21 protein-coding genes are annotated in these 24,695 nt (G+C 73.4%); 6 read left to right on the top strand and 15 right to left on the bottom strand.

Going from position 1 to position 24,695, the window contains the following annotated elements; all coding sequences use genetic code 11:
• The first annotated feature begins 577 nt into the window (after positions 1–577).
• Positions 578–3,283: an excinuclease ABC subunit UvrA gene (locus tag O7628_RS15750; RefSeq protein ID WP_278131459.1), complete on the top strand. Its 2,706-nt coding sequence runs from the start codon at positions 578–580 to the stop codon at positions 3,281–3,283.
• Here the strand turns inward: O7628_RS15750 and O7628_RS15745 are convergent.
• From O7628_RS15745 to O7628_RS15700, 10 genes are read right to left on the bottom strand one after another with little or no spacing between them, the layout of a single operon-like run.
• On the bottom strand, positions 3,280–4,245 hold the full coding sequence (locus tag O7628_RS15745) for a transglutaminase domain-containing protein (RefSeq protein ID WP_278131457.1): 966 nt from the start codon (positions 4,243–4,245) through the stop codon (positions 3,280–3,282). The genes O7628_RS15750 and O7628_RS15745 overlap by 4 nt on opposite strands.
• Entirely contained in the window at positions 4,242–4,526 is a 285-nt protein-coding gene (locus O7628_RS15740) for a phosphopantetheine-binding protein (RefSeq protein WP_074475146.1), read from the bottom strand. Before O7628_RS15740 ends, O7628_RS15745 begins: the two co-directional genes overlap by 4 nt.
• A gap of 37 nt (positions 4,527–4,563) precedes the next feature.
• Positions 4,564–5,754 (bottom strand): acyl-CoA dehydrogenase family protein, encoded by a 1,191-nt coding sequence (locus O7628_RS15735; RefSeq protein ID WP_178063150.1) that lies wholly within the window; start codon positions 5,752–5,754, stop codon positions 4,564–4,566.
• A complete protein-coding gene (locus O7628_RS15730; RefSeq protein WP_278131453.1) occupies positions 5,751–6,440 on the bottom strand; it encodes a hypothetical protein in 690 nt (229 codons plus the stop codon). Before O7628_RS15730 ends, O7628_RS15735 begins: the two co-directional genes overlap by 4 nt.
• Positions 6,437–7,354 carry a hypothetical protein gene (locus O7628_RS15725; RefSeq protein WP_278131452.1) on the bottom strand — a complete coding sequence of 306 codons (918 nt, stop codon included), beginning with the start codon at positions 7,352–7,354 and terminating at the stop codon, positions 6,437–6,439. The genes O7628_RS15730 and O7628_RS15725 overlap by 4 nt, the downstream gene beginning before the upstream one ends.
• A gap of 52 nt (positions 7,355–7,406) precedes the next feature.
• On the bottom strand, positions 7,407–8,342 hold the full coding sequence (locus O7628_RS15720) for a 3-oxoacyl-[acyl-carrier-protein] synthase III C-terminal domain-containing protein (RefSeq protein ID WP_074475150.1): 936 nt from the start codon (positions 8,340–8,342) through the stop codon (positions 7,407–7,409).
• Entirely contained in the window at positions 8,339–9,706 is a 1,368-nt protein-coding gene (locus tag O7628_RS15715; RefSeq protein WP_278131450.1) for an MATE family efflux transporter, read from the bottom strand. The genes O7628_RS15720 and O7628_RS15715 overlap by 4 nt, the downstream gene beginning before the upstream one ends.
• 1 nt (position 9,707) lies before the next feature.
• Complete coding sequence (locus tag O7628_RS15710; protein ID WP_074475152.1) at positions 9,708–9,980, bottom strand: acyl carrier protein; 273 nt, start codon at positions 9,978–9,980, stop codon at positions 9,708–9,710.
• 25 nt (positions 9,981–10,005) lie between these two features.
• Positions 10,006–11,295 carry a type III PLP-dependent enzyme gene (locus O7628_RS15705; protein WP_278131447.1) on the bottom strand — a complete coding sequence of 430 codons (1,290 nt, stop codon included), beginning with the start codon at positions 11,293–11,295 and terminating at the stop codon, positions 10,006–10,008.
• Positions 11,292–12,623, bottom strand: coding sequence for an ATP-grasp domain-containing protein (locus O7628_RS15700; RefSeq protein WP_278131445.1), 1,332 nt, complete (start codon positions 12,621–12,623; stop codon positions 11,292–11,294). Before O7628_RS15700 ends, O7628_RS15705 begins: the two co-directional genes overlap by 4 nt.
• 561 nt (positions 12,624–13,184) lie before the next feature.
• Between O7628_RS15700 and O7628_RS15695 the strand changes: the two genes are divergently transcribed.
• From O7628_RS15695 to O7628_RS15680, 4 genes are all read left to right on the top strand, one after another.
• Entirely contained in the window at positions 13,185–14,192 is a 1,008-nt protein-coding gene (locus tag O7628_RS15695) for a hypothetical protein (protein ID WP_278131443.1), read from the top strand.
• A 706-nt stretch (positions 14,193–14,898) separates the two neighbouring features.
• On the top strand, positions 14,899–15,570 hold the full coding sequence (locus tag O7628_RS15690; protein WP_278131441.1) for a response regulator transcription factor: 672 nt from the start codon (positions 14,899–14,901) through the stop codon (positions 15,568–15,570).
• A gap of 522 nt (positions 15,571–16,092) precedes the next feature.
• Positions 16,093–17,169: a hypothetical protein gene (locus O7628_RS15685; RefSeq protein WP_278131440.1), complete on the top strand. Its 1,077-nt coding sequence runs from the start codon at positions 16,093–16,095 to the stop codon at positions 17,167–17,169.
• Positions 17,170–17,203: 34 nt separating this feature from the next.
• Positions 17,204–17,881 carry an NPCBM/NEW2 domain-containing protein gene (locus tag O7628_RS15680; protein ID WP_278131438.1) on the top strand — a complete coding sequence of 226 codons (678 nt, stop codon included), beginning with the start codon at positions 17,204–17,206 and terminating at the stop codon, positions 17,879–17,881.
• A gap of 8 nt (positions 17,882–17,889) precedes the next feature.
• Here O7628_RS15680 and O7628_RS15675 read toward each other — a convergent pair whose 3' ends face one another.
• Genes O7628_RS15675 through O7628_RS15655 form a run of 5 tightly spaced genes read right to left on the bottom strand, consistent with a single transcriptional unit; the run spans position 17,890 to position 23,080 of the window.
• Positions 17,890–18,585, bottom strand: coding sequence for a dipeptide/oligopeptide/nickel ABC transporter ATP-binding protein (locus O7628_RS15675; protein WP_278131435.1), 696 nt, complete (start codon positions 18,583–18,585; stop codon positions 17,890–17,892).
• On the bottom strand, positions 18,582–19,577 hold the full coding sequence (locus tag O7628_RS15670; RefSeq protein WP_278131433.1) for an ABC transporter ATP-binding protein: 996 nt from the start codon (positions 19,575–19,577) through the stop codon (positions 18,582–18,584). The genes O7628_RS15675 and O7628_RS15670 overlap by 4 nt, the downstream gene beginning before the upstream one ends.
• Positions 19,574–20,473 (bottom strand): ABC transporter permease, encoded by a 900-nt coding sequence (locus tag O7628_RS15665; RefSeq protein ID WP_278131431.1) that lies wholly within the window; start codon positions 20,471–20,473, stop codon positions 19,574–19,576. Before O7628_RS15665 ends, O7628_RS15670 begins: the two co-directional genes overlap by 4 nt.
• Positions 20,474–20,483: 10 nt before the next feature.
• Positions 20,484–21,488 carry an ABC transporter permease gene (locus O7628_RS15660; protein ID WP_278131429.1) on the bottom strand — a complete coding sequence of 335 codons (1,005 nt, stop codon included), beginning with the start codon at positions 21,486–21,488 and terminating at the stop codon, positions 20,484–20,486.
• Positions 21,485–23,080 (bottom strand): ABC transporter substrate-binding protein, encoded by a 1,596-nt coding sequence (locus O7628_RS15655; RefSeq protein WP_278131427.1) that lies wholly within the window; start codon positions 23,078–23,080, stop codon positions 21,485–21,487. Before O7628_RS15655 ends, O7628_RS15660 begins: the two co-directional genes overlap by 4 nt.
• A gap of 270 nt (positions 23,081–23,350) precedes the next feature.
• Between O7628_RS15655 and O7628_RS15650 the strand changes: the two genes are divergently transcribed.
• Positions 23,351–24,586 carry a hypothetical protein gene (locus O7628_RS15650; protein WP_278131426.1) on the top strand — a complete coding sequence of 412 codons (1,236 nt, stop codon included), beginning with the start codon at positions 23,351–23,353 and terminating at the stop codon, positions 24,584–24,586.
• Positions 24,587–24,695 lie beyond the last annotated feature (109 nt).

The following is a 24,695-nucleotide window of genomic DNA, read 5'->3' as shown; positions in this document are numbered from 1 at the left end:
CGCATCTCGGTCGTCCATTGCGAGACCTCCCCGCTTTCCGGAGCAGTGGTGAAGTGGGCCGCCGCGCCGGACGCGACGCGCGATTTCGAGATCGTCGGGCCCGGCGCCGCGGTCGGCTCGCTGCTCGCGCGGAGCAGCGCGGCGTCGCCGTCGGCACCGGCACGTCGTGCTCATCGCGCGGAGTGATCGCACGGGACCCCGGAGCTCGCAGAGCTCCTGCGGTGGCCGGCGCAGGGCGTCCGGAGCAGTGCCCGGCAACCGTATCAGGCGTGTCGGGACGGCACGAGGTCGTCAGACCGGCCGGCCCGGGCCCCGATGTGGCAGGCCGGAGGGTATCCCCGAATAGGCACTCGCCAATCGGATCGGCCTCACCTAGGGTTTCCCGATGAGCGCTCGCAGTTCCTTTGTGGACCGTCGGCGGTGACCTCCACGCGCGACGGTGTCGACGGCGGCGGCGACCTCCGCGGCCGTTGCGTGCCCGCCGCCCGGGTGGCGGCAGGGTGACCGTCGCCCGCCCCCGCCCCGCGATGTGCCGGGTGGCCGAGAACGCCCCGCGCAGCACCGGAAAGGACAGGCGATGGGTGAACACGTGCGGGACCCCGGGCGCATCGTGCTCCGCGGCGTCCGCCAGCACAACCTGCGGATCGGGGAGTTGTCGCTGCCCCGGGGCGGCCTGACCGTCCTCACCGGAGTCTCCGGCAGCGGCAAGTCGTCGCTGGCGTTCGACACGATCTACGCCGAGGGACATCGGCAGTACCTCGACAGCCTCTCCGCGCACGTGCGGCGCAGGCTGCCGAAGGTCGCCAGACCCACGGTCGACTGGGTCAGCGGCCTGAGCCCGACCGTGGCGATCGAGCAGCGGACGATCAGCCGCAACCCGCGGTCGAACGTCGGCACGATCACCGAGATCTCCGACCGCCTGCGCCTGCTCTTCGCCCGTGCCGGACGGCACGACTGCCGCAAGTGCGGCACCGGGGTCGCGCCGCTGGACACCGCCGCGCACCTCGCCGCGCTGGCCGAGGCGGCGGCCGAGGAGCCGGTACGGCTGGTGGCCACCGAGCCGGACGGCGGCGAGACCGAGGTGCTGCGGCTGGCGGCCACCCCCGACGCCGACACGCTGGCCGACGCCGGGCTCCTCGTCGAACGGGAGCTGCGGGCCGAGCGGCGGCTGACCGTGCTGCGGGACCGGACGCCGGTGCGGCACCTCGCGGCCGGCTGGGTCTGCCCGCACTGCGGCACCGAGGTGCACGCGACGTCGTCGGACTGGTTCACGCCGAACTCGCCGGCCGGGATGTGCGACCACTGCCAAGGGCTCGGCTTCACCTACCGGGTCGACACCGCGCGGCTCGTCGGCGACGCCCGCGAGTCGGTCCGCTCCGGAGCGCTCACCTTCTACGGCGACCGCCGCCGGGGCAAGAAGACCTGGTGGCCGCAGCGGGACCTGCCGGACCTGCTGGCCGAGGCGGGGGCGGGCCTGGACACCCCCTGGGAGGACCTGCCCGCCGCGGCCGCCGACCGGATCCTGGGCGAGCTGACCGAGCACATCGAGCGGCTGTTCAAGGACGCCGACTCGCCCGAGCGCAAGGCGTTCTACCAGGGCTTCATGGTCCAGCGGCAGTGCGGCTCCTGCGGCGGCACCCGGCACTGCGCGGAGGCGCTCGCCGTGCGCCTGGCCGGCCGCAACATCGCGGAGGTCAACGGGCTGGCGATCTCGCGGCTGCGGGACTGGGTCGGCGAGGTCCGCGCCGAACTGGCCGGCAACTACCTGGCCGCGCTCTCCGCCGAACTGCTCGACCAGGTCGACGCCCGGGTCGAGTTCCTCCTTGAGGTGGGCCTGCACTATCTCTCGCTCGACCGCGCCGCGCCCACGCTCTCGGCCGGCGAGGGCCAGCGGCTCCGGCTGGCCCGGCAACTCGGCTCGGGTCTGGTCGGCGTCGTCTACGTGTTGGACGAGCCGTCGATCGGCCTGCACGCGCGGGACAACGGGCGGCTGATCGGGATGCTGCGCCGGCTGGCCGACGCGGGCAACACGGTGCTCGTCGTCGAGCACGACAGGGAGACGATGGAGGCGGCCGACCACCTGGTCGACATGGGGCCGGGCGCCGGGACGCGCGGCGGCCTGGTCGTCGCGTCCGGTCCGACCGCCGAGGTCGTCGCCCACGGCACGTCGGCCACCAGCGCGTACCTTCGCAACGAGCGGGCGGTGGTCTCGCCCCGGCCGGAGCGCCGCCGCCCGGACGACCGCAGGCTGGAACTGACCGGCGCCCGGCTGAACAACCTGCGCGGCGTCGATCTCACCATCCCGATCGGGGTACTGACCTGCGTCACCGGCGTGAGCGGGAGCGGCAAGAGCTCCCTGATCACCCGGACGCTCCAGCCGGCCGTCGACGCCGCGGTGCGGTGGCGGCGCACCCCCGTCGGCCCGTTCGACCGGCTCCGCGGCGCGGAGCACGTCCGCCGGGTGACGACCGTGACGCAGGACTCGATCGGCGGCTCGTCCCGGTCGACGCCCGCGACCTACCTGGGGGTGTTCGACGAGATCCGCAAGTTGTTCGCCGGCACCGACGAGGCCGTGCGGCGCGGGTACTCCACGGCGATGTTCAGCTTCAACACCGAGGCGGGCGGGCGCTGCGACCGCTGCGCGGGCAAGGGCGCGGTGCGGATCGAGATGCTGTTCCTCGCCGACGTCTCGGTGCGCTGCCCGTCCTGCGACGGCCTGCGGTACTCGGCGCGGGTCCTGGAGATCACCCACCGGGGACGCACGATCGCCGAGACCCTCGCCCTGGAGGTCGGAGAGGCGATCGAGCTCTACGCCGACGCACCGGCGATCTCCGGTCCGCTCCGCACGCTGTCCCAGGTGGGGCTCGGCTATCTGCGGCTCGGGCAGGACACCTGCACCCTCAGCGGCGGGGAGGCGCAACGGCTGAAGCTCGCCCGCGAGCTGCTCCGGCGCGACGAGGGCGGGACCCTCTACCTGATCGACGAGCCCACCACCGGCCTGCACTTCTCCGACGTCCAGGTGCTGCTCGACGTCCTGCACGACCTGGTCGACCGGGACAACACGGTGGTCGTCATCGAGCACAGCGTGGAGTTCGCTGCCGCGAGCGACTGGCTCGTCGATCTCGGACCGGGCGGCGGCGAGGACGGGGGCCGGCTGGTCGCGGCCGGCCCGCCGGAGCTGCTCGCTACCCATCCGGACAGCGCGATCGCGCCCTACCTGGCCCGTCAGCTCGCGCTGACCGCGGCCCGCCGGCCCGCCCCGGAGACGTCGGGGCGTCGCTAGCCGCCCAGTCCGCCGACCAGCTCCACCTCGACGGGGGTCGGCGCGGACGGGCTGTAGCTGAGCACCCGCCGGGGCACGGTGAGCAGCTCGGGCTCCCCCGCGTACAGCCGTCTGGCCTCGTCGAAGGGGACCTCCGGGGTGGTCACCGCGGCCACCCGGTCGAGCAGCGCGGCGTCCGCGGCGCTGATCTCGCCGCGGCGGGTCATGCCCCAGTAGTCCCAGCGCAGCATCTCCACCTTGTTCAGCCCGGCCAGGTCGTCGACCAGGTTGTGCCGCAGGAACGGCCAGCCCTTCGTGAGCCCGTCCTCGAAGTCGGGGTCGACGACGAACGACATCGGGTCGGCCAGGCCGCTGCGGCAGCGCCGCCAGGCGTCGCCGGCGACGATGAAGCGGTCGGGCGGGACGTCCGACGAGCTGAAGCTCACCCCGTCGGTCTCGTCGACGTGCACGTCGGGCAGCTCGACGTCGACCCGACGCCAGCGGCGCTGCCCGGCGTCCCACACCTCGACGAGCTCGTGGTCGATGGTGCAGCCCGGGATGATGTACGAGGCGAAGCCGGCCCGCGCCCTGGCCGGCACACCGGCGTGGCGCAGCAGGGTCAGGTAGAGCACCGCGTAGTCGCGGCAGCTGCCGACCATCCGCCGGTTGGGCGGGCGCTCCTCGACGATCGGCCGGTCGTCGAGCTCGACGATGCGCCGCAGCATCGCCTCGGAGTAGCGCAGGTCGACCTCGGCCAGCCGGCCGGCCGGGATGCCGAGGGCGGCCAGGTCGGTGGAGCGGAAGTGGGTGAACAGCCCGCGTACCACGGCGCGCACGGCCAGCGGGTCGGCCGGCAGGTCGACCAGGCGGGCGGCCTGCGGTCCCGGGTCGGTGACCGGGCTCTGCGCGGCGTAGTAGGCGAGCTCGTCGATCGCGGCGGGTCCGGCCCCGGCCGCCACGTCGTCGCGCGGGGCCGCCGTCACGTCTCCACCTCGACGCCACGGTGGTCGACGATGACCGAGGCCAGCGCGGCGGGGCTGGCGTCGTCGAAGATCGCCGTGAGGAGCTCGGAGCGGAGCCGCTCGACGGCGTCCTCGCCCACCGGCTCATAGCGCTCGATCAGCCGGGAGAGCACCTCGACGGCCCGCATCGAGTCGCCGCCGCAGTCGAAGAAGTCCTCGGTCGGCGCCAGCGGCGCACGCAGCAGCACGTCGCCCATCGTGTGCGCGACGACCGACATCAGCTCGCCGATGTCGTCGGTCATTGTCCCCACCTGTCCTCCGCGGTCGGCATGGGTCGGATCAGCTCTCGGTCGGCAGCCGGGCGGCCTGCAACGGCGGGAAGGCGCCACGCAGCAGGCCGCCGAAGACGCCCAGCCGCTGGATGTTGCTGGTGCCCTCCATGTACTCCACCGAGCCGGCGTCGCGGACCAGCTTGTCCAGCAGCGGGTGTTCCAGCCGGGCCCCGGGGCCGAAGAAGTCGAGGGCCGCCAGCGTCACGCGTTCGGCCAGCCGCGCCGAGGTGGCCTTCGCCGCCGACGCGAGATGCCCGGCGGACGGGTCGTGGTCGACCGCGGCGGCCGCGGCGCGCAGCATCCGCCGGGTGGTGGCGATGGCCCGCTCCATCCGCTCCAGGCGCAGCCGCTCGGCGACCCGCAACGAGCTGCGCTCGGCCAGCACGTACTCGTAGGCGGCGCGGGCGACGCCGACCCCCATGACCGCCACCGCGGGGCGCAGCAGGTTGAACGTGCGCAGCCAGGCGGCCATCCCGCGCCGGCTGGGCCGCAGGTGGGCGCCGAGCACCCGGTCCGGCGTCAGCTCGACGTCGTCGAGGGTGATCTCGCCGAGCCCGGCGCCGCGTACGCCGATGGTCCGCACCGGGGTGGTGGCGAACCCCGGTGCGGTCGCATCGACGAGCACGGCCGCGAACCCCAGCGGACCGGGCCCGGTCCGGGCGAAGACGACGCCGAACTCGGCCCGGCCCGCGTTGCCCACGTAACGCTTGACGCCGTTGAGCCGGGCCGGGCCGTCCGGGTCGGCGGACGGCGTCAGCCTGGTCGCCATGTTCGCGGCGTCCGAGCCGTGCTCGGGCTCGGAGAGGGCGAAGAACGTCCAGGTCGGACGCAGCAGCAGCCGACCGTAGAACCACTCCTTCTGCTCCTGGCTGCCCAGCGCGTCCACCACGACGCCGCTCATGGGACCGCCCGGCGAGCCGAGCATCATGCCCAGGTCGGCGCACGCCCCCTCCTCGAAGAAGACGACCCGCTCGGACGCGCTCATGAGGTAGTAGGTCTGGTCGCCGAGCACCAGCGGCTCCGGGTTGAACTCCGGCGGGATCTGGAGGGCGGCCACCCGGGCCAGCGCCGGCAGGTGCGCCACCCGGGTGACCGCGTCCGGGTCCCGGTCCACCTCGAGGGCGTACGGACGCATCTCCGCGGCCCATTCCCGGGCCTGGGCCTGCAACCGGCGGAGCCGCGGTTCGAGCTCGGTCATTCGTCGAACCCCCCTGGCATCGACCCGGTCCCGGCGCGGTAGGCGTCGGCGAGCAGCTCGGACACGTACACCGTGCTGCCCGGACCGCCCTCGACGTAGCCGTGCGCGCCGAGCAGCCGGACCCCGGCCCGGTCGACGGCGGTGATCTGCGCGTGCAGGTCGGCGACGGCCGGGGCGTCGAGGCCCTCGGGCCCGGCGCCGTCGAGCGCGCAGCGCACCTGCAACTGCTCCATGACGACGTCGGCGACGGCGCTCTTCACCACGCTGTGCTGCAACAGCACCACGTCCCCGGTGTACCGCCGGTCGAGGTAGCGCAGCGCGCCTTCGAGCAGCCGGTAGGACAGGCCGAGGCGCAGCCCGGCCAGCGCGGTGGTCCACGAGCGCGCCTCCGGCACCCGGACGGCGGTCACCGGCCGGCGGGCCCGCAACCCGGTCAGGCCGGGCACGCCGGTGTCCAGGCGCTCGACGGTGTCGGCCGCGGCCCACTCCCACTCGCCCTGGCGCAGCCGGTCCGCGGTCGCGGCCAGCTCGTCGGGCGCCAGCCCGTGACCGGCCGGGCCGAGGACCACGACCCCCGGATCGACGGCGGCGTGCAGCGCCGTGAGCGCCGCCGACCAGCCGCTCGCGTGCGCGACGGCGAGCATCGACGGCCACGCCGCGCCGAGGGCCGTGCCTGTCCTGGTCATCGCAGCTTCTCCTGCTCCTCGGGGTCGACGACGTGCCCGTCGGCACCGGGCTCGACGGGGCCGGCCTCGACGGTGATCGCGCAGTGGGCGAACTGACCCAGCCCGGGGTCGTAGTCGGCGAGCAGCACCCGGCGGCCCGTGCGACGCCAGCCGTCCCACTCGGCGGCGAGCACGGACCAGATGCCGCTGGCCGGGCGTCCGGCGGGCACCGCGACGGTGCCCGCCGGGAGCCGGTCGCCGCAGGCGGCCACCAGGCCGGGCCCGGCCAGCGCGGTGACCGCTGCGGGTCGCTCCCCGGCCAGCAGCGCCGACCAGCGGGCCGCCACCTCGTCGGGCGGCACGGGATACGGTTGCGCCGTCTCGACCCGGTGCGCCGCGTCGGCGTCCAGGACCAGCACGGTCACCGCGTCCTCGGCGACCCGCAGGTGCGCCGGCACCGGTTCGGAGTGCAGCACGCTGGCCTGGTCCAGGGCGAACACCAGGATCCGGCGGGCGTCCAGCCGGCTGCGGTTCTCGGCCAGCCACAGCGCGGTGAACACCCCGAGCAGGCCCAGGTCGGCGACGCCGAAGACCAGCCCGACGTCCGGGACGGCCGAGTCGAGGAAGCACATCGGGAAGCCGGGCTCGGCGTCCGGCGCCGCGCTGGCCATGACGGCGAGGTCGAACCGGTCGCCGTGGCCCTTCAGGTCGGGCAGCACGGCCTCGACCAGGTCGGTGAACGACACCCGCCCGGCCGCCAGCCCCTCCTGGTCGGCCGCCAGCCCGAAGGTGCCGTACAGGTCGCGGAAGTAGTCGTGGTCCTGCGGGCGGAACTCGCGCCGGTCGATCCCGGTGCGCTGGGCGACCGCGGCCAGGCGCAGATCCCGCGGCCCGGCCCGGCCGTTGTCGGCCGGTCGGGAAACCGTGATGTACATGCCGGTGGCTCCTCCTGCGGGCTCGATCGGGTCGGTGCGGCGGCAACCGGGCTCAGTGCTCGAGGACCATGGCCGAGAAGGTCGCTCCCAGCCCCACCGAGGTCATCAGGTAGCGGTCGCCGGGCCGCAGCCGTCCGGCGTCGACCGCGGTCCGGTAGTTGATGAAGCTGTCGGCCCCGAAGCAGTGCCCGCAGCCGGCCAGGTTGTCCATGAACAGCCGATCGGCGCCGCGCACGCCGAGCAGCCGCAGCACCCGCAGCCACGACATCCGGTTGACGTTGTGCGGCAGGATCAGCGCGATGTCGTCGAGGTCGAGCCCGGCGCTGCGCACCGCGGCGTCGATCACCTCGGCAAGCAGCGCCGGGTACTCGTCGTGGAAGGCCGCGGTCAGTTCCTCGTCGAGCCAGGCGCCGCGGTGGAACTTCCCGCAGGTGCGGGTCGCGTAGGCCAGCATCCGGTCCCGGTCACCACCGGCGGCGACCAGGACGGCGGCGGCGCCCTCGCCCATGACGCCGGTGTCGGCCAACACCTTGCCCGCCGTGGTGAACGCCTTCTCCCCGGCCACCAGCAGGGCCAGCGCCTGCGGATCGGGGTCGGCGGCCAGCAGCTCGCCGGCCACCTCGACGGCCAGCAGTCCGGAGGCGCAGGCGTGCTGGGTGAGGCAGATCGCGGTGGCGCCCTCCAGCCCCAGCCGCCGGCACGCCTCGGCGAGCGGGTTGACCGGGTGCGGGGCGACCACCGGCATGGTTCGCGCCTGGATCACGTAGCGGATCCGCGGCCGGTACGCGGCGAAGTCGGGCAGCCCGTTCGCCGCCGCGACCAGCAGGTCGGCCGGGCCGGCCGCCGGGTCGAGCGGGATCCGGTCGAACCCGAAGAACCGCTCGTACATCCGTACCCGCGGCTCGGGGATGCCGTGCTCGCGCAGGAACGCGGCCACCGGCACCGTCGCCTCCGGGATGTGGCTCGCCACCGCGACCAGCGACGTCATCGCGTACCGCCGGCGAGCGGGGCCTCGACCATGGCCACCGGGCGCATCCGGCGCACCCGTCGTACGGCGATCACCACCACGACCAGGCCGACCACGTTGCCCACGGCGGCGGTCGCGTAGAGCGCCGTCGGGTCGTCGAGGGCCCGCGCCAGCACCCCGCCGACGACGACGATCTCGGCGAAGTAGACGACGTTGAGCAGCAGGGCGAGCGTGCCGTTGCCGATGTGCTCCAGGAAGGTCAGCGAGGCCAGCACCGGGCCCTGCGCCAGGTAGGTCAGGGCGACCACGCCGATGTAGAGCCCGACCGCGGCGACCACCCGCGGGTCGTCGGAGACGATCCGCCCGACCGTGTCGCGCAGCAGCCAGATGACCGCCGCCACCACCGCGTAGAAGACGAAGGTCAGCTCCAGGCCGGCGCGCAGGATCTCCCCCGCCCCGTCCACCGAGCCCGCACCGCGCCGTTGGTTGATCACGATCGCGGTCGCCCCGCCGAGCTGGATGCCCGGGATGATGATCAGCGCCTGGAGCGTGGACGCCGCGGCGTAGCCCGAGATCGTGTCCGGGCCGAAGGGCGTCAGCACCCACAGCATGCCCACGTTGAACAGGGAGATCAGCACGTAGGACAGGGCGACCGGCAGCCCGACGCCCCGCAGGAAGCCGGCGACCTCGCCGCGCACCGGCACTCCGGTGAGGCGACCCCACAGCCGGTGGCGACGCATGAACCACATGCCGGGGACCGCCGCGGCCGCGCTCGCCACCGCGGTCGCGATCGGCACGCTGAACAGCCCCAGCCCGGCGCCGAAGCCGAGCAGGCCGACGAGCGCGAACTCGACCGCCGCGCTGGTGAGGGTGACCACCGCGGCCGCCCGGGCGTGCCCGAAGCCGCGCAGCGCCGCCGAGCACAGCGCCGGCAGCACCACGGTCAGGCTGGCCAGTGACGTCCAGCGCAGGAACCGGACGAACTCGGCCCGCTCGGCCGCCGGCACGTCCAGCAACGCGCCCAGCGCGGGGCCACCGAGGTAGAGCACCAGGCACAGCACGACCCCGGTGACCACGAACACCCGCAACAGCGCCACCGCGGTCGGCACCAGGTCCTCCGGTCGTTCGCGGCCCCTGCTGATCGACGCCATGACCTGGTACGTGATGGCGAACGCCGTGCTCATGGCGACGAACAGCAGCAGGATCGGCATCGTCAACGACCGGATGTAGAGCGCCTCGTTGCTGACCCGGCCGAGGAGCGCCACCACGCCGATGATCTCGACGAAGAGCACGACGTCGGCGATCGTCATCGGCAGCGCCAGCCCGGCGATGGCGCGTCGGGTCCCGGACCGGTCGGCCGCGACCGAGCCGCTGCGGTCGGCCATGCTACTCCTGCTCCTCGGCCTGACCGGCCACGTACTCGGTGAGCGTCCCGATCGTTTCGAAGTGACGGGGCTCGAAGGTGTCCGGGTCGAACTCGACCCCGAACTCGTCCTCCAGCTTCATCAGCAGCTCGAGGATGCTCGTCGAGTCCAGACCGAGGTCGTCGACGATGCGCTTGTCGGCGCTCAGCGCGCCGACGTCGCGCCGGATCATCTCCGCGAGCGTGTCGACCACACGGCTGTGCGCCTGCGTCAGGGCGGCTTCGGTGTTCGTCATGCCTGTGCCTTTCCGGAAGGAGGGTTCAGGGGATGGAGGCGGAGGGCACCTCGGGTGCCCGCTCGTACAGGCGCTGGCGGTCGACGATGTCGGCGGGCCGGTCCCGATCCCTGATCAGGTACGGCCGACCGGCATCGACCAGCACCTCGGCCGGATGGCCGTGGCTGAGGAACAGCACCGGTGAGGCACTGGGCCCGTAGGCGCCCGAGCGCAGCACCCCGAGCAGGTCACCGGGGCGCAGCGGCGGCAGCGGGGTGTGCGTGGACAGGGTGTCGTTCGGGGTGCACAACAAGCCGGTGACCCGCCAGTTCGGGGCCGGTTCGGTCGCCTCCCGGCCGAGCAGCCGGATCGGGAAGTCCCGCTTGACGAACGAGCCGACGCCGACCGCCGCCATGTGGTGGTGGGTCCCGCCGTCGGTCACCGCGAACCACTCGCCCATGGACTCCTTGACCTGGCGGACGCGCACCACATAGGTGCCCGACTCGGCGGTGAGGAAGCGGCCGAGCTCGGTGAACAGCCGGGTCCGCGGGTGCCGGGCCCGGAAGGCCGCGAACGCGGGGTTGACCAGGTCGGCGAGCCGGCGCAGGTCCAGGTCGCGTTCGCCGTCGAAGTAGGCGACCCCGAGACCGCCGCCCACGTCCACCGTCTCCAGCTCGAAGCCCAGCCGCTCGGCGACCCGTTCGGCCAGGTCGAGGATGCGGATGGTGTTCTCGGCGGCCACCTCCTCGGCCAGGATGCGGGTCCCCATGTAGACGTGCACGCCGATCAGTCGGACGTTCCGCAGCCCGGCCACCCGGGGCGCAGCCTCCAGCGCCTGTTCCTCGTCGATGCCGAACTGGCGTGGCTTGCCGCTCATCGTGAGCCGCGAACCCTTGACGGTGAATGACGGGTTGATCCGCAGCACGACCCGGGCGACGGTGTCGCGTCGGGCCGCGAGCGCGTCGATCTCGGCCAGCTCGCCCCACGACTCGCAGACGATGGCGTGCACCCCGGTGGCCAGGCAGGCGTCGATCTCTTGGGCGGACTTGCCCGGCCCCAGGAAGATGGTGTCCTCCGCAGCGACCCCGGCCCGGCCGGCGATCAGCAGCTCGGCCAGTGACGACACCTCGGCTCCGGCCCCGAGCGACCGCAGCACCGCGCAGATCGACACGTTCGGGTTCGCCTTCAGGGAGAACAGGATCCCCACCTCGGGGTGCAGCACCTCGCGCAGTTGCCGGTAGCGCTCGCGCAGCACGTCGGCGTCGTAGACGTATAGCGGCGTGCCGAACTCGCGGGCCAGGTCGGTGACGGCCAGGCCGCCGATGGTGTCGGTCATGCCGCACCGCCGACCAGCTCGGCGACGCGCTCGCCCACCCGCCGGTCCAGGTCGGCGACCTCGTCGGCCGAGCGACCGATGACCATGCCGTAGAGCCGACCGTCGAACGTCGGGTGCGCCGCGGCGTCGCGGCCGTCGCCGGGTGCCGGGGCGGCCGCGTTCACGGTGGCGAAGTTGTTCACCAGGAAGCCGACGCCGCTGCGGCGCTCGAACTGCAGTTCGCCCAGCACCGACCGCAGCCGGTGGAAGGCCACCGGCTGGCGCAGCCGCAGCGGATAGTGCCGGGCCAGCGCGATCGCGTCCGGCGGGATCAGCCGCTCCTGGATGCCCACCTGGTAGGTCGACATGTTGTTCCGGGCGTTGATCTCCACCAACGGGTAGAGCCGGCCGTCGGGATCGATCATGGCGTCGATCCCGGCCACGCCGAAGTATCCGTCGCGGTGCAGCCGCGCGCCGACCGCGGCGGCGACCTCGGCCAGCTCGGCGGCCTGCGCCCGGGACAACCGGGCCGGGATGCGGTGGCCCTTGTGGATCCCGCCCTCGGTGATCGCCTCCTTGACGAAGTCGAGGTGGACGGCGCCGTCGCGGCCGACCGTCACCTGGTAGTTGAGGTCGGTCTCCTTGGCCACCCACTCCTCGACGACGACGTCGGCCCGGCTGCAACCGGCCCGTCGTTCCCGGGCCAGGATCATCCGGCACAGCCGCTCGAACCGACGGACGTCGTCCACCAGGGTGATGCCCCGCCCGGACACCCCGAGGGCGTCCTTCACGGCGAACCGGTGGCCGGCGGCGAGCAGCTCGGCGACCGGACCGGCGACCTTCTCCAGCTCGTCGAGCGTTTCACAGGCCCAGCCCGTCGGCTGGCGCAGGCCCAGCTCGTCGCCGACACGCCGGCTGTAGATCTTGCTGTTCACCCGGATGCACAGCCGGGCGTCCGGCGCCCCCAGGGGCAGGCCGGCGGCCTCGGCCAGCTTCTCCTCCACCGCGGAGACGCCGTGCGGCCACAGCCGCGCGCCACCGGCGGCGAGCCGGCGCAGCTCGTCGACCAGCCGGGAGTCGGCCAGCGCGTCCTCGGTGACGGTCTGCTGGGCATCCTGGGAGCCGCAGGCCAGCACCCGCGGCACCGGGAGTTCGAGCTCGTGCAGGTAGGCCAGGTAGTCCGGATCCGGGGCCGCCTTGACGACCACGGTGTCGCCCGCGTCGCCGAGCAGCAGCGCGAACTCGTCCATCCGGTTCACCACGGCGCGGCTGCCCGCCGAGGACAGCCGCGGCAGGCCCGGCTGTTCCCGGGCCCACTGGTCCTCGACCTCGAAGTTGCCGAGCAGCACCAGTGGCCCCGGCGCACCGAGCGCGGACCGAATCCGTCCGAGGAAATCTGGTGGAGTCTCCGCCACGTGTCCCGTCCCGTCTGCGTTCAAGCTGCCGGATGACGCCGATCAACATAGGCACCCGGTGTGATCCGGGGTAAGGACGGGAAGCGCGCGCTTCCGAACCCGGCTGATCGGGTATGGCCGCCGGTCGCGCCGGACCATCGCCCGAATGTGTGCCCCGCACGACCGGGGGTGGTGTCGCCAGCGCTGCGTAGCATGGCCGGGGAAGAGTCGAGCCAATTGGTTCGAGGCTTGCCCAGGATGCCCGAAAGGGCGTCCTCACCGGCCACGGGTGCCTAAAGGCGATACCGATTCCTCGTATCCGGGCGGTCGGCGCACAACCACCAACCGGACGCGGGAGCAATTTCTGTGAATGATTCGGAGAAACGTCGCCTTCGACACGCGCTGGTCCGCGCGAACATTGCCATTCGCGCTGGACGCCCGCTCTACCCCGAATACAACAATGTATTCCTGCGCACCTATCCGGTAACCTTCGGCGCCCCCCGGATCGAATACCAGATGTATCAGTTCTGGTTCCGCACCCGAGGCTGCACGTACGACCGGGCCGGCCAGTGCAGCATGTGCAACTACGGCATCGGCCCCGAAATCCGCCCGGAGGTCGTCGCCCATTCGGTCGAGCGCAAACTGGCCACCGTTCCCGAGGGCGCCTGCCTGTATCTTTCGCCGTCCGGGAGCCTGCTCGACGACCGGGAGGTGCCTGCGGAGATGCGCGACCGGCTGCTACACGCAGCGGCCGCGCGACGCCCGGCCACGTTCGCGTTCGAGAGCCGCCCCGAGGTCTGCGACCGCGACAAGCTCGACCGGCTGCGGCGGCACTTCGCCCCCGGCACGCGGCTGGTGTGCCAGATCGGCGTCGAGTCGTGGGATCCGCAGGTGCGCTCGATGTGCCACCTCAAGCCGACCCGCCAGCAGGCCTACCTGGACACCGCGCGCACACTGCTCGACCTGGGATTCGACCCGATCGCCAACATCACCCTCGGCGGTCTGGGCCTGTCGCCCCGGGAAGCCTACCTGGACACGCTGGCCGGGGTACGCGGTGCGCGGGCGGCCGGGTACCGCACCCAGATGGTCTTCCCGCTGAGCGCGAAGGCCGGCACGCTGCTGGGTTGGGCGCACGACCAGGGGCTGTGGGAACCGCCGACGCTGTGGATGCTGGTCCGGCTGCTCGCCGCGTGCGCCGACGACGCCATCGGCCCCGACGGCTACGGCGACCTCGACATCTCCTGGTTCAACCCGCAGCTGGACGACGTCGTGCAGTCCCGGCCGGACAGCTGCGAGCTGTGCCGTCCGGTGCTGGTCGAGTCGCTGTCGGCGTTCCGGTTGCACCCCCGGGCCGACGCGCTGGCCCCGGCGATGGCGTGGGACGACTGCCCGTGCCCGACCCGGACCGACCGGCTGCTGGCCGACCCCGACCCGCTGGGCCACCTCGATCGACTGGTCGCGGTCGCCTACCGCTGGGCCGGCCAGGGCGACGCGCCGGACCGGCACGGGCTCGGCGTCGGCTGACCGCGCGGGAGCCGCACCGCACCACCGACAGGCGCGGGCGGCCGCCCCGTCGCCGCGCCTGAGACGCGTGTGGCAACCCGCGCCGCGGCGGCCTCGGACGCGGTCGTGAACCGGACCCTTGCCGCCGCCACGCCACCGCGCCCGTCCTCGGACCGTGCGCCGCGGCACCCCCTGCGCGGCACCGCCCGGACGATCATGGATCCCGACCGTCGGCCGACCTGGATAAGGCACTGCGCCAACCAGTCTGAACGCCTCGAAACTCCCCGCAGGGGACACCACGGACGCGCCCGGTCAGCCCACCAGAGTCCTCATCACGCTCGAAACCCGAAACGTTACCCAAAACAGTGACAACAGTCAATTAATATCCCACGTTGTCAAGATCGATACGGCCACTCAGCCGTTTCACATGAGCCAACTGTTGACCAACGGCTCCAAGGGGGGTTGTCTATATAGGACAGAAGCTCGCCGACCGCCGCACGCCACAGCGGGGATAACCGTGGTCGGCTGGTGACGAAGGGGGATCCATAGTGGATTTCGGAAGTCTGCCTTCCTTCGGAAGGCTCAGCAGCGAAGACTCGGGATACCGATCAGGGTTCGGCAACGCCGAATGCGGTCTGGTAACCGCGCTGCCGCTCCCGCCGTTCTCTGCGCACCCGGTCGGCAACCGACTCCGGCCGAACCGCGGCCTGAAGGGAATTCGCAAGCGATGACCCAGATCGGATCGCGGGAAGTGCCGGTCGACCTCCGCCTCACCGTCGCCGTCTGCACCAGCAATGAGCTCGTGCGCCGCGGCCTGAACTCCATACTGGACGACCTCGCCATCGTCGGAGACGATTTCTACTGCGAGAGCTGGGAACATGCCTGCCAGCTCATGTCGGCCACCCCGGTCGACATCCTGATCATCGCGGAGGCCGGCTACGGCGGCTGCCAGCTACCGGACGGCGTCCAGACCAAGGTCCTCGTCCTGGTCGACGCGACCGACCTGCGCACCGCGCTCAAGGACGCGCCCCCGTGGGCCCACGGATTCCTGGCCCGCCAGGACCTGACTCCCACCAGCATCGACGAGGCGGTCCGCCGGGTGGCCCTCGGCAAGAGCCAGATCCCGGCCCGACTCGCGAGCGAACTGATCCGCCGCGCGGCGGCCCCGCTGCCCGCGCGCGCAGCCCGACCGGCCAAGCTGACCAGCCGGGAGAGCGAGACCCTGGCGCTGCTCGCCGACGGGCTCAGCAACAAGCAGATCGCCCGTCGCCTGAGCATCTCCGATCACGGGGCGAAACGACTGGTGGCAAGCCTGCTGCTCAAGCTCGGCTCGCCCAATCGGACGATGGCCGTGGTCACCGCGATCAAGTCGGGGCTGATCGAACCGTCCCTGCTGTAACGCCTCGGTCGCACCGCGTCCACCATGTGAGCGCTCACCTCGCTGGGTTTGCACGGAGCTCCCGACGACGTGCAAACACCAGCGAGGCCACGTGAGCCCCGGCGAACGAGGGCTCCCGCTGGCGCACATGTGCCGTGGTGATACCCGCGCTAGAGGCTGACATGGTCGAGAAGCCACGAGGTCAGCGCTCGCGCGACACCGGACGCGGCGCCAGCGGTCACCACCGGGAACACCTTGTTCCGGAGCACTCGGTCGCGGCCGCTCTCGGCCTCCGCAGGCGCTTTCTGCTGACAGGACTCTGGCGCGAACGACTTGTTGGTGGGCATGAAACCAGCAGGCATCTCGGACCACCCGTCCGACAAGAGTCTCCTTGAGGCTCAGACACCACCGCCGTCCGGTGGCACACCAGCGGTTCAGCCGAGCGACAAAGGCTCGATGTGTCCGACCGGACGCCCGAGCGGGTGCCGGACACACCGAAGGTCGCCAATACTCGGTCGCATCCAGCTTTCCCGGGGAGGGACCATGGCCGACCGCAGCATGGCGTCCGAACTCCAGTCGGTGCAGACGACGGAGGCACTGGCCGGGTGCATCCGGAACCTGTTGTCCTGCAACGGCAATCTGTCCCTGCGGGAGTTGGAGTCGTGGGGGATCGCGCACAACCGCCCGATGCCCCGGGCTTCGCTCGGAGAGGCCCGCGCCGGAGTCCGGCCACCTGGCAGGCAACTTCTGCTCAATCTCCTCGTCGCCTGCGACGTCCGCGACGACCAGGAGGTGTCGGCGTGGCTCGACGCGCTCGACCGCATCCACAAGTCGAAGTCGATCCAGACCAGGCACCGCAGCTTCGGCGATCTGCAGCAGCCCGCCTCCGCCAACCGGTTCTTCGTGGAACAGGACGACCTGATCGAGATCTCCCGCCTGATCCAGGGCGCCCAGGACGAGGTGTGGCTGTGGGGCACGACCCTGTCGATGCACATCCCCTTCCTCGACAATTATCTCGGGCAGGCGCTGGCCCGCGACGTCCGCGTCAAGGTGCTGCTGATCCGCCCCGGCGGAGCGGCAATGTCCATGCTGGCCTTCCGCGCGGGGCCGGCTTGGGGCCTGACGAGGCTGGAGGAACACCTCGCCATCAACCTCGGCCTGCTCGACCGGCGGCTCGATCAGGGCAACGCCCTCGAGGTGCGCCTGGTCGACTACCTGCCCCCGTACACCCTCTACGCCTACGATCCCGGACTGGACGACGGCTCCATGGACGTTCGCCTCGGCTCCTTCGGCGGCCAACACGAACTGCGGCCCACGTTCAGACTGAACCGCAGACGCGAGGGCGAGTGGTTCGACTATTTCTACGAGCAGTTCACCGGCGTCTGGAACGCCGCCAGCCCGTACCGCCAAGGTCAGGCACCCGACGCGCCCACCGCCGGCTCCGCGGCCGCCCGGCGGGCGGCCCCCGATGGCCACACCGACGGACGCCAGGTCGGCAGCGCGCGCTCCGCGCCGGCCCGGCCCGCCGGAGCGCCCCCTCACCCGGACCCTACGGGCGTCGCTGGCACACTTGGCCGGGAGGGTGATGACGATGCCGAGCGACACCCCAACGGGGACTGAACGACCACCGTCCTGGTTGCACCGTGTCCTCGCCATGATCGGCGTGGTGGCGGTCCTCACCGTCATCGGGCTGATCGCCGACCTGATGGGTATCGTCAGCTTCGTCACCGGAAAGAACGGCCCTGAGCTCGTCGCGCCGGCGTCCCCGTCGGCGGGGGTCACCACCCCTCCAGCCCTGGGCGTCACCAGCACTGCGCCGCCCACGGCGTCTCCCCAACCGGAGGCCACCCCGGGGCAGTCCGCCAGTCCCACGGTGGAGGCCGTGTACGCCACTGATCTGGACCTGCTCAACCGTGCGACGGACATCGATGTCGGGTCAGCGGAGATCCGGGGAGCGCACTACGGCCACAGTGTCGTCTACCGCTGCTCCGTGTTCTGCAACAGCCCTCGCGGCACCGTGGAGTTCAACCTCGGCGGCCGATACCGCACCTTCGAGGCCACCGTCGGCGTCCTCGACGACGCCCAGGACGCCGACCAGGTCGGATACTTCGAGGTGTTCGTCGACGGCTCCCCGGTGAAGAAGGTCAGCGCGACCCTCGGGAAGCCCAGGTCGATGAAGATCGACCTTCCTCCTGACGCGGTGCGGCTGAAACTGCTGGCCTACCGGACCGACACCGTCGACAACCCGCTGCAAGCGGGCGCCAACGTCGCGGGCGGCCGGTCCAACGGTCTTCCCGAGTTGGCCTGGGGTGACCCCCGGTTGACCGCGTAGCGCTCCGGTCACGGCGTCGGGAGGTCCACCGCCCGCGTCGCCCAGCGGCGCAGCAGCGCCGGGTCGTGGGTGATGAGCAGGACCCCCGCGCCGGTGCGGCGCTGGTAGTCGCCGACGACGGCGGCGACGTGGGCCTGGGTGGAGGCGTCGAGCATGGCGGTGGCCTCGTCGCAGAGCAGGTAGTCGGGCCGGTGCACGAGGGCGCGGGCGAGGCAGGCGCGTTGCAGTTGCCCGTCGCTGACCGCGTGCGGGCGGCGGGCGAGCAGGTCGGGGGTGAGGCCGACCAGGTCGGCCAGTTCGGCGGTACGAGCGGCCGCCTGGTCGCGGCGGACGCCGGTGGCGCGGAGCGGTTCGGCGACGAGGTCGGCGAGGCTCAGCCGGGGGTCGGTGGCGGCGCGGGGGCTCTGGAACAGGATCGCGACGCGGGTCCGCAGGGCGGCGGGCACCCGGTGCCGGACGCCGGCGACGGGCCGCCCGCCGATGGCGACGTGCCCGCTGTCGGGGGCGTGCAGGAGGGCGAGGACGCGGGCGAGGGTGGACTTGCCGCTGCCGGAGGGCCCGCGCAGTCCGACCGTCTCGCCGGGGGCGACGTGCAGGTCGACCCGGTCGAGGACGCGCTGCCGGCCGTAGCGGACGGTGACCCGGTGCGCGGCGAGCCCGCCGGCTGCGGCCCCGTGCGCGGTGTCGTCGGTCGTCGCGGTCATCCGGGCGCTCCGGGGGTGGGCCGGTGGTGGCAGGCGACCCGCCCCGGGCCGTCGGGCACGAGGCGGGGTGGCGTGCGGCAGGCGTCGCTGGCGTGGGGGCAGCGTGGGGCGAAGGCGCAGCCGTCGGGCAGGTCGGTGAGCATGGGCGGATGACCGGGCACGGGCGTGAAGGCCCGGTCCGGCAGGGCGTCGAGCAGCCCGGCGGTGTAGGGGTGGGCGGGGGCGTCGAACAGGGCGGCGGTGGGGCGGTGTTCGACGATGCGGCTGGCGTACATGACGGCGACGGTGTCGGCGACGCGGCGGGCGGCGGCGAGGTCGTGGGTGATGAGCAGGACGGCCGCGCCGCTGTCGCAGCGGCGGCGCAGCAGGTCGAGGGTGTGGTCGACCAGGGGCCGGTCGAGGCCGGTGGTGGGTTCGTCGGCGAGCAGCAGCGGCGGGTCGGGCGCGAGGGCCAGGGCGGTGGCCAGCCGCTGGGCCGTGCCGCCGGACAGCTCGTGGGGGTAGCGGTCCAGGTCACCGGGGTCGAGTCCGACGGCGGCGGCGATCCGGTCGGCGGCGGCGGGGGCGGCGCGGCGGGCATGCCCGTGGGCGCGCAGCGTCTCCTCCAGCAGCCGCCGGCCGCTGCGCACCGGGGTGAGCGCGGTGGCGGGGCTCTGCGGGACGAGGCCGACGACGCGGCCACGCACGTGGCGGGCGAGGTGTCGTTCACCGGCGTCGACCAGGTCGACGGGACGGCCGCCCGGCGGGTGCAGGTGGGCGCGGCCGGTGACGGTGGCGTTGCGCGGCAGCAGGCCGAGCAGGGCGTGGGCGAGGACGGACTTTCCGCAGCCGGACTCGCCGACGACGGCCAGCAGCTCGCCCGGGTGCAGGGCGAGGCTCAGGTCGGTGACGGCGTGCACGGTGCCGGCCGGGAGGCGGAAGCGGACGGTGAGCCCGTCGACGCCCAGCAGGGCCGGCGCGCGGCGGGTGTCGGTGCGGACGGCGGCGGTCACAGGTGCAGCTCCGCCCGGACGCGGGGGTCGAGGCGGTCGCGCCAGCGGCCGGTGAGCACGGCGAGGGCGAGGGTGACCGCCACGAGGAGGAGGCCGGGGACGATGCTGGCCCACCAGGCGCCGGTGAGCAGGGACCGCTGCCCGTCGTTGATCATGTTGCCGATGGAGGCGAGGTGCGGGGGCAGCCCGAGGCCGAGGAAGGACAGGGCGGTCTCGTGCCAGACGGCGTGCGGCACCATCAGGGTGGTGGCCAGGGCCAGCCGCGGCAGGACGTGCGGCAGCAGGTGCCGGGTGAGCACCCGGGCGCGGGAGGCCCCGCCGGAGATGGCGGCGTCGACGAACGGGCGGGTGCGCAGGCTGAGCAGCTCGGAGCGGACGATGCGGGCGGTGGACAGCCAGTGCGTCAGCCCGATCGAGGCGACGACGGCGCCGAGGCTGGGGCGCAGCATCGCGACGACGAAGATGCCCAGCAGCAGGTGCGGCAGGGCGGCGACGGTGTCGACGACGCGCATGAGGGCCCGGTCGACCCGGCCGCCGAGGGTGCCGGCGACCGCGCCGACGAGGCCGCCGACGACGGTGGCCACCAGGGCGGCGACCGCGCCGACCAGCAGCGACACCCGCAGGCCGTAGAGGCTGCGCAGCGCCACGTCGCGGCCGAGGTCGTCGGTGCCGGCCAGGTGGTCGGGCGAGGGCGCGAGGCGGGTACGGGCGAGGTCCACCGCGCTCTGGTCGAGTGGCCACAGCAGCGGCGCGAGCAGGCACGCGGCCACCGCGGCGGCGAGGACGCCGACGGCCGCGCCCGCGCCGAGGCGGCCACGGCGGGACCGGGCCGACGGGCGGCGGGCCGGGCGGGTGCGGGCCGGGGTGGCGGCCGGCGGCGGGGCGAGGTCAGTCATCGAGCCGTGGTCAGTCATCGAGGCGTACCCGGGGGTCGGCGGCGGCGTAGGCGAGGTCGGTGGCGAGGTTCGCGGCCAGCACCACGACGGTGGTGGCCAGGGTGGTGGCCGCCAGCAGCGGGAAGTCCGCGCCCAGCGCGGCCGCGACGGTGACCGCGCCGAGGCCGGGCAGGGAGAACACCGTCTCCACCAGGACCGCGCCGCCGACGAGCTCGGGCAGGTGCGTGCCGACCAGGGTGAGGAACGGCAGCAGCGCGGTGCGCAGCGCGTGGCCGAACAGGACGGTGCGGCCCGGCAGGCCACGGGCGCGGGCGGCCAGCACGTGATCGTCGCGCAGGCTCTCGGCGACGGCGTCGCGGACGAACAGCACGAACCACGGGGCCTGGGAGACCGCCAGCACCGTCACGGGCAGCACGAGGTGCCGGGCCACGTCGGCGGGGTCGGTGCCGGTGGCGGTGATGTCGGTGAGCCCCCCGGCGGGCAGCCAGCCGAGGGCGAGGGCGAACACGGCGATCGCCGCGAGGCCGATCCAGAACACCGGCATCGACTGCACGGCGTACGCGGCGGCGCGCAGCGCCCGGTCGAACCAGCCGCCGCGCCGGTACGCGGCGAGGGTGCCCAGCAGCACGCTGGCCACCAGGACCAGGGCGAGGGCGGTGCCGACGAGCAGCAGGGTCCAGCCGGCACGGGCGGCCAGCACGGAGGTGACCGGCTCGTGGCGGCTGGTCGACCAGCCCAGGTCGCCGCGCAGCAGGTTGCCGATCCAGCGGGCGTACTGCACGGGCAGCGGGTCGTCGACTCCCCAGTTCGCGCGGAGCTGGGCGAGGTTCTCCTCGCTGGTGGTGAACGCCGCCGCGCCCGCGTACTGCTGGGCGGGGTCGATCGGGGAGGCCGCGCCGAGGGCGAACATGCCCATGCTGGTCGCGGCCAGCACGGGCACGGCGACCAGCAGCCGCCGCCGGACCACCGCCCCGGCCCCGGCCAGCCGCCGACGCCCGGCCGTCGCCGCGGTCACGGCCGCTTCGTCCAGGTGTGCACGTTCCACCAGAGGCTGTTGGCGACGTCGTGCTCGTGCGGCTCCACCCGCGGCGTCACGCCCGTCACGGTGTCCTTCACGACGTAGGTGTGCTGCAGGTAGGTGAGGAACACCCACGGCACGTCGGCGGCGAGCTGCTGCTGGAAGGTGGCGTAGGCGGCCCTGCGGACGGCCGGGTCGGCGCTGTCGCGGCCCTGCTGCAACGCGCGGTCGGTGACGGCGGACCGGTAGGAGCCGGGGTTGAAGAAGCCCTGCCCGGCGAAGGCCGAGCCGAACAGCTTGTAGGAGACGAAATCCGGGTCGTACGGGGTGCCGTAGCCCATCACCAGCGCGTCGGTCTTCATCCGTGGGGTGATCGCGTCCCAGGTCAGCCCCTCCGGGGTGACCCTGATGCCGACCTTCTTCGCGTCGGCGGTGACGGCGAGGGCGAGCTCCTTGCGCAGGCTGTCGGTGGCCGGGTACATCAGCGTGAACGCGGCCTGCCGGCCGTCCCTGACCCGGATGCCGTCCGGGCCGGGCCGCCAGCCGGCGGCGTCCAGGGTGGCGGTCGCGGTGGCCGGGTCGGCGGCGGGCCTGCCGGCGATCGACGGCGCGGCGAACTCCGAGGAGGGCGGCACCGGCCCGAACGCCGGCTCCCCCGCGCCGCCGAGCACGCCGGTCACCATGGCCTGCCGGTCCACCGCCGCGGTCAGGGCCCGCCGGATCGCCAGGTCGCCGGTGACCGGGCCGCCCATGGGCAGCATCACGCCCCGGTAGTCGGCGGTCGGGACCCGGTGCACCCGGTAGCCGCCCTGCCCGTCGAAGCCGGTGGCGAGCCTGGGCGGCAGCTCGGCCGCGTCGAACTCCCCGGCCCGCATCCGCTGGGCGCGCACGTTGTCGTCGGCGACGAACGCCACCACGACACCCGGGTTCTTCGGCCTGCCGCCCCAGTGTTCGTCGTTGGCCGCCAGCACGAGCCGGTCGCCCGGCGTCCACGACGTCACCCGGTACGGGCCGGTGCCGACCGGCTTGCGGTTGAACTCCGCCTTGTTGACGTCCTGCCCGGCGAACGCCTTCGCCGGGACGATGCCCAGCGCCAGCCGTTGCAGGAACGGCGCGTACGGGTGTTTCAGGGTGAACACCACGGTGGCCGGGTCGGGTGCGGCCACGGAGGCGAGCATGTCCAGGTCCGAGCGGAGGGTGGAGTCGACCTTCGGGTCCAGCACCGCCCGGTAGGTGAAGACGACGTCCTCGGCGGTGAGCGGGGTGCCGTCGTGGAACAGCACACCCTCGCGCAGCCTGGCCGTCACGGTCCGGCCGTCCGCCGACACGGTCGGCAGCTCGCGGGCCAGGGCCGGCACCAGCCGGTTGCCGGCGTCCCGGGCGACCAGCCCGTCGAAGATCAACGACGCGCCGTCGACGCCGTAGTTCAGCACCGGGTTGAGGGTGTCCGGCTCACCGGCGGTGGCCACCACCAGCGTGCCGGCGTCGCCCGTCCCGCCGGACGACGTCGCCCCCGACGAGCAACTGGCGACGGCGAGCAGTGCGGCGACGGCCGTCGCCGTCACGCGCGCGGGCAGGGGCCTGACCATGCGGGGCGGCTCCTCGGATCCTCGTCGTGGCACGAACCGGGCGGGCCTCCGGCGATGGTTCGATCATCGCGTCGCCGGAGCACCCGCCCACTGATGCCACTATGGCGCAGTTGCCAACTCTTGGCAACAACCTCATCGAGGCGTCACGCGGGACGGAGACGGCACGACTCGCGGACGGCCCGAACGGACGCGACGGCCGATCGACGAAAGTGAAGCGATCGCCGATAGTGTTCTCAGCCCCACTGCCCGCGCGTTCCGAAGGGTCCTGTCATGAGCCTTGGTCGTCGGCGGCCGCCGCGAACCGTCGCCGCCGCGTTGCTCCTCCTCGCCGGGGTGGCCGTCCCCGCCGCTCCCGCCGAGGCGGCCGGGCGGGGGCCGGACCTCGCGGTCGACGCCTCCGGGACGACGATCCCGCTGGGGGTCGAACGGAAGGTCGCCCACCTGAAGATCAGCAACCTGGGTGACGAGACCCCGGGCGACGTCGTCGTCAGGGTCCGCCAGCCGCAGGAGGGCCCCGACCCCCTGCCGGTCACCCTGATCTGGCACTCGGGAGGGGGCGTGGGCGAGTGCGACGGCGACTTCGGCGGGTTCTACTGCCAGCTGTCGCCGGAGCTGATCCCGGGGCCGGGCGAGACCGTCGACGTCCCCATCGACGCCACCGCCGCGGGGGCCACGGAGCCCTACGCGGGCAGGTTCGAAGTCTCGGTCACCAGCGGGCCGGGCGAGGACGCGAATCCGGCCGACAACACCCGGTGGTTCCCGCTGGAGCTGGTCGACCGGTCCGCCGCCGACCTCTCGGTGGTCGCCCGGGACGTGAAGCAGTCGGTGCGGACCGGGGCTGACGGCACGCCCGAGCCCACCGGGACGCTGCGCCCGGGTGAGCCGGGCGCGGTGCGGCACACGGTCGCCAACCAGGGCCGGAAGGCGGTCAGCGGAGTGCGGGTCACGCTGCGCCTGCCGGAGGGGGTGACCTTCATTAGCCCGCCGACCGAGTGCGTGCTCTCCGACGCCGGGCGGTCGGCGATCTGCACCTACAACAGCCTCACCCTCGTCCCGGCCACCGAGGACACCGACCCGAACGACACGAGCTACTCGGCGGTCGAGCTGTTCAACCTGGTGACGACTGCGGCATCCGCCACCGCCCCGGCGACGTTGCGGGGTGGGACCGTGCAGGTGGAGGGCCTCGCCGAGCGCTCGACGGACGACCGCGCCAAGGCTGCGCGGGCCGAGCTGCCCGCGAACGCCGTCGCCGCGCGGGTGGCCGACACGGACGACAGCGACAACGAGGACGGGTTCGCCGTGGTGCTGGCCGCGAAGAGCGGCGACGGCGGCGAAGGTGGCGGCGAAGGTGGCGGCGGCGGTGGGTTGCCGGTCACCGGGCCGCAGGCCGGGCTGATCGGCGGCATCGGCGTCGCGGCGCTGGCGGCCGGTGGCGTGTTGTTCCTCGCCGCCCGGCGTCGCCGGACGATCCTGGTGGCCCCCGGGGACGAGGGGCCGGCAGCCTGATTGCTCACCGGTGAGCCGGCCGGCCCCGCTCGTCGGACGAGCGGGGCCGGCCGGCGATCGCCACCGCGTCAGACGGTGCGGCCGGGCCCGGCGGCGACAGCCGCCCGGC

This window comes from Micromonospora sp. WMMD956 (assembly GCF_029626125.1).
GTDB lineage: Bacteria > Actinomycetota > Actinomycetes > Mycobacteriales > Micromonosporaceae > Micromonospora > Micromonospora carbonacea.
This window is presented reverse-complemented; position numbering and strand designations above follow the sequence as displayed.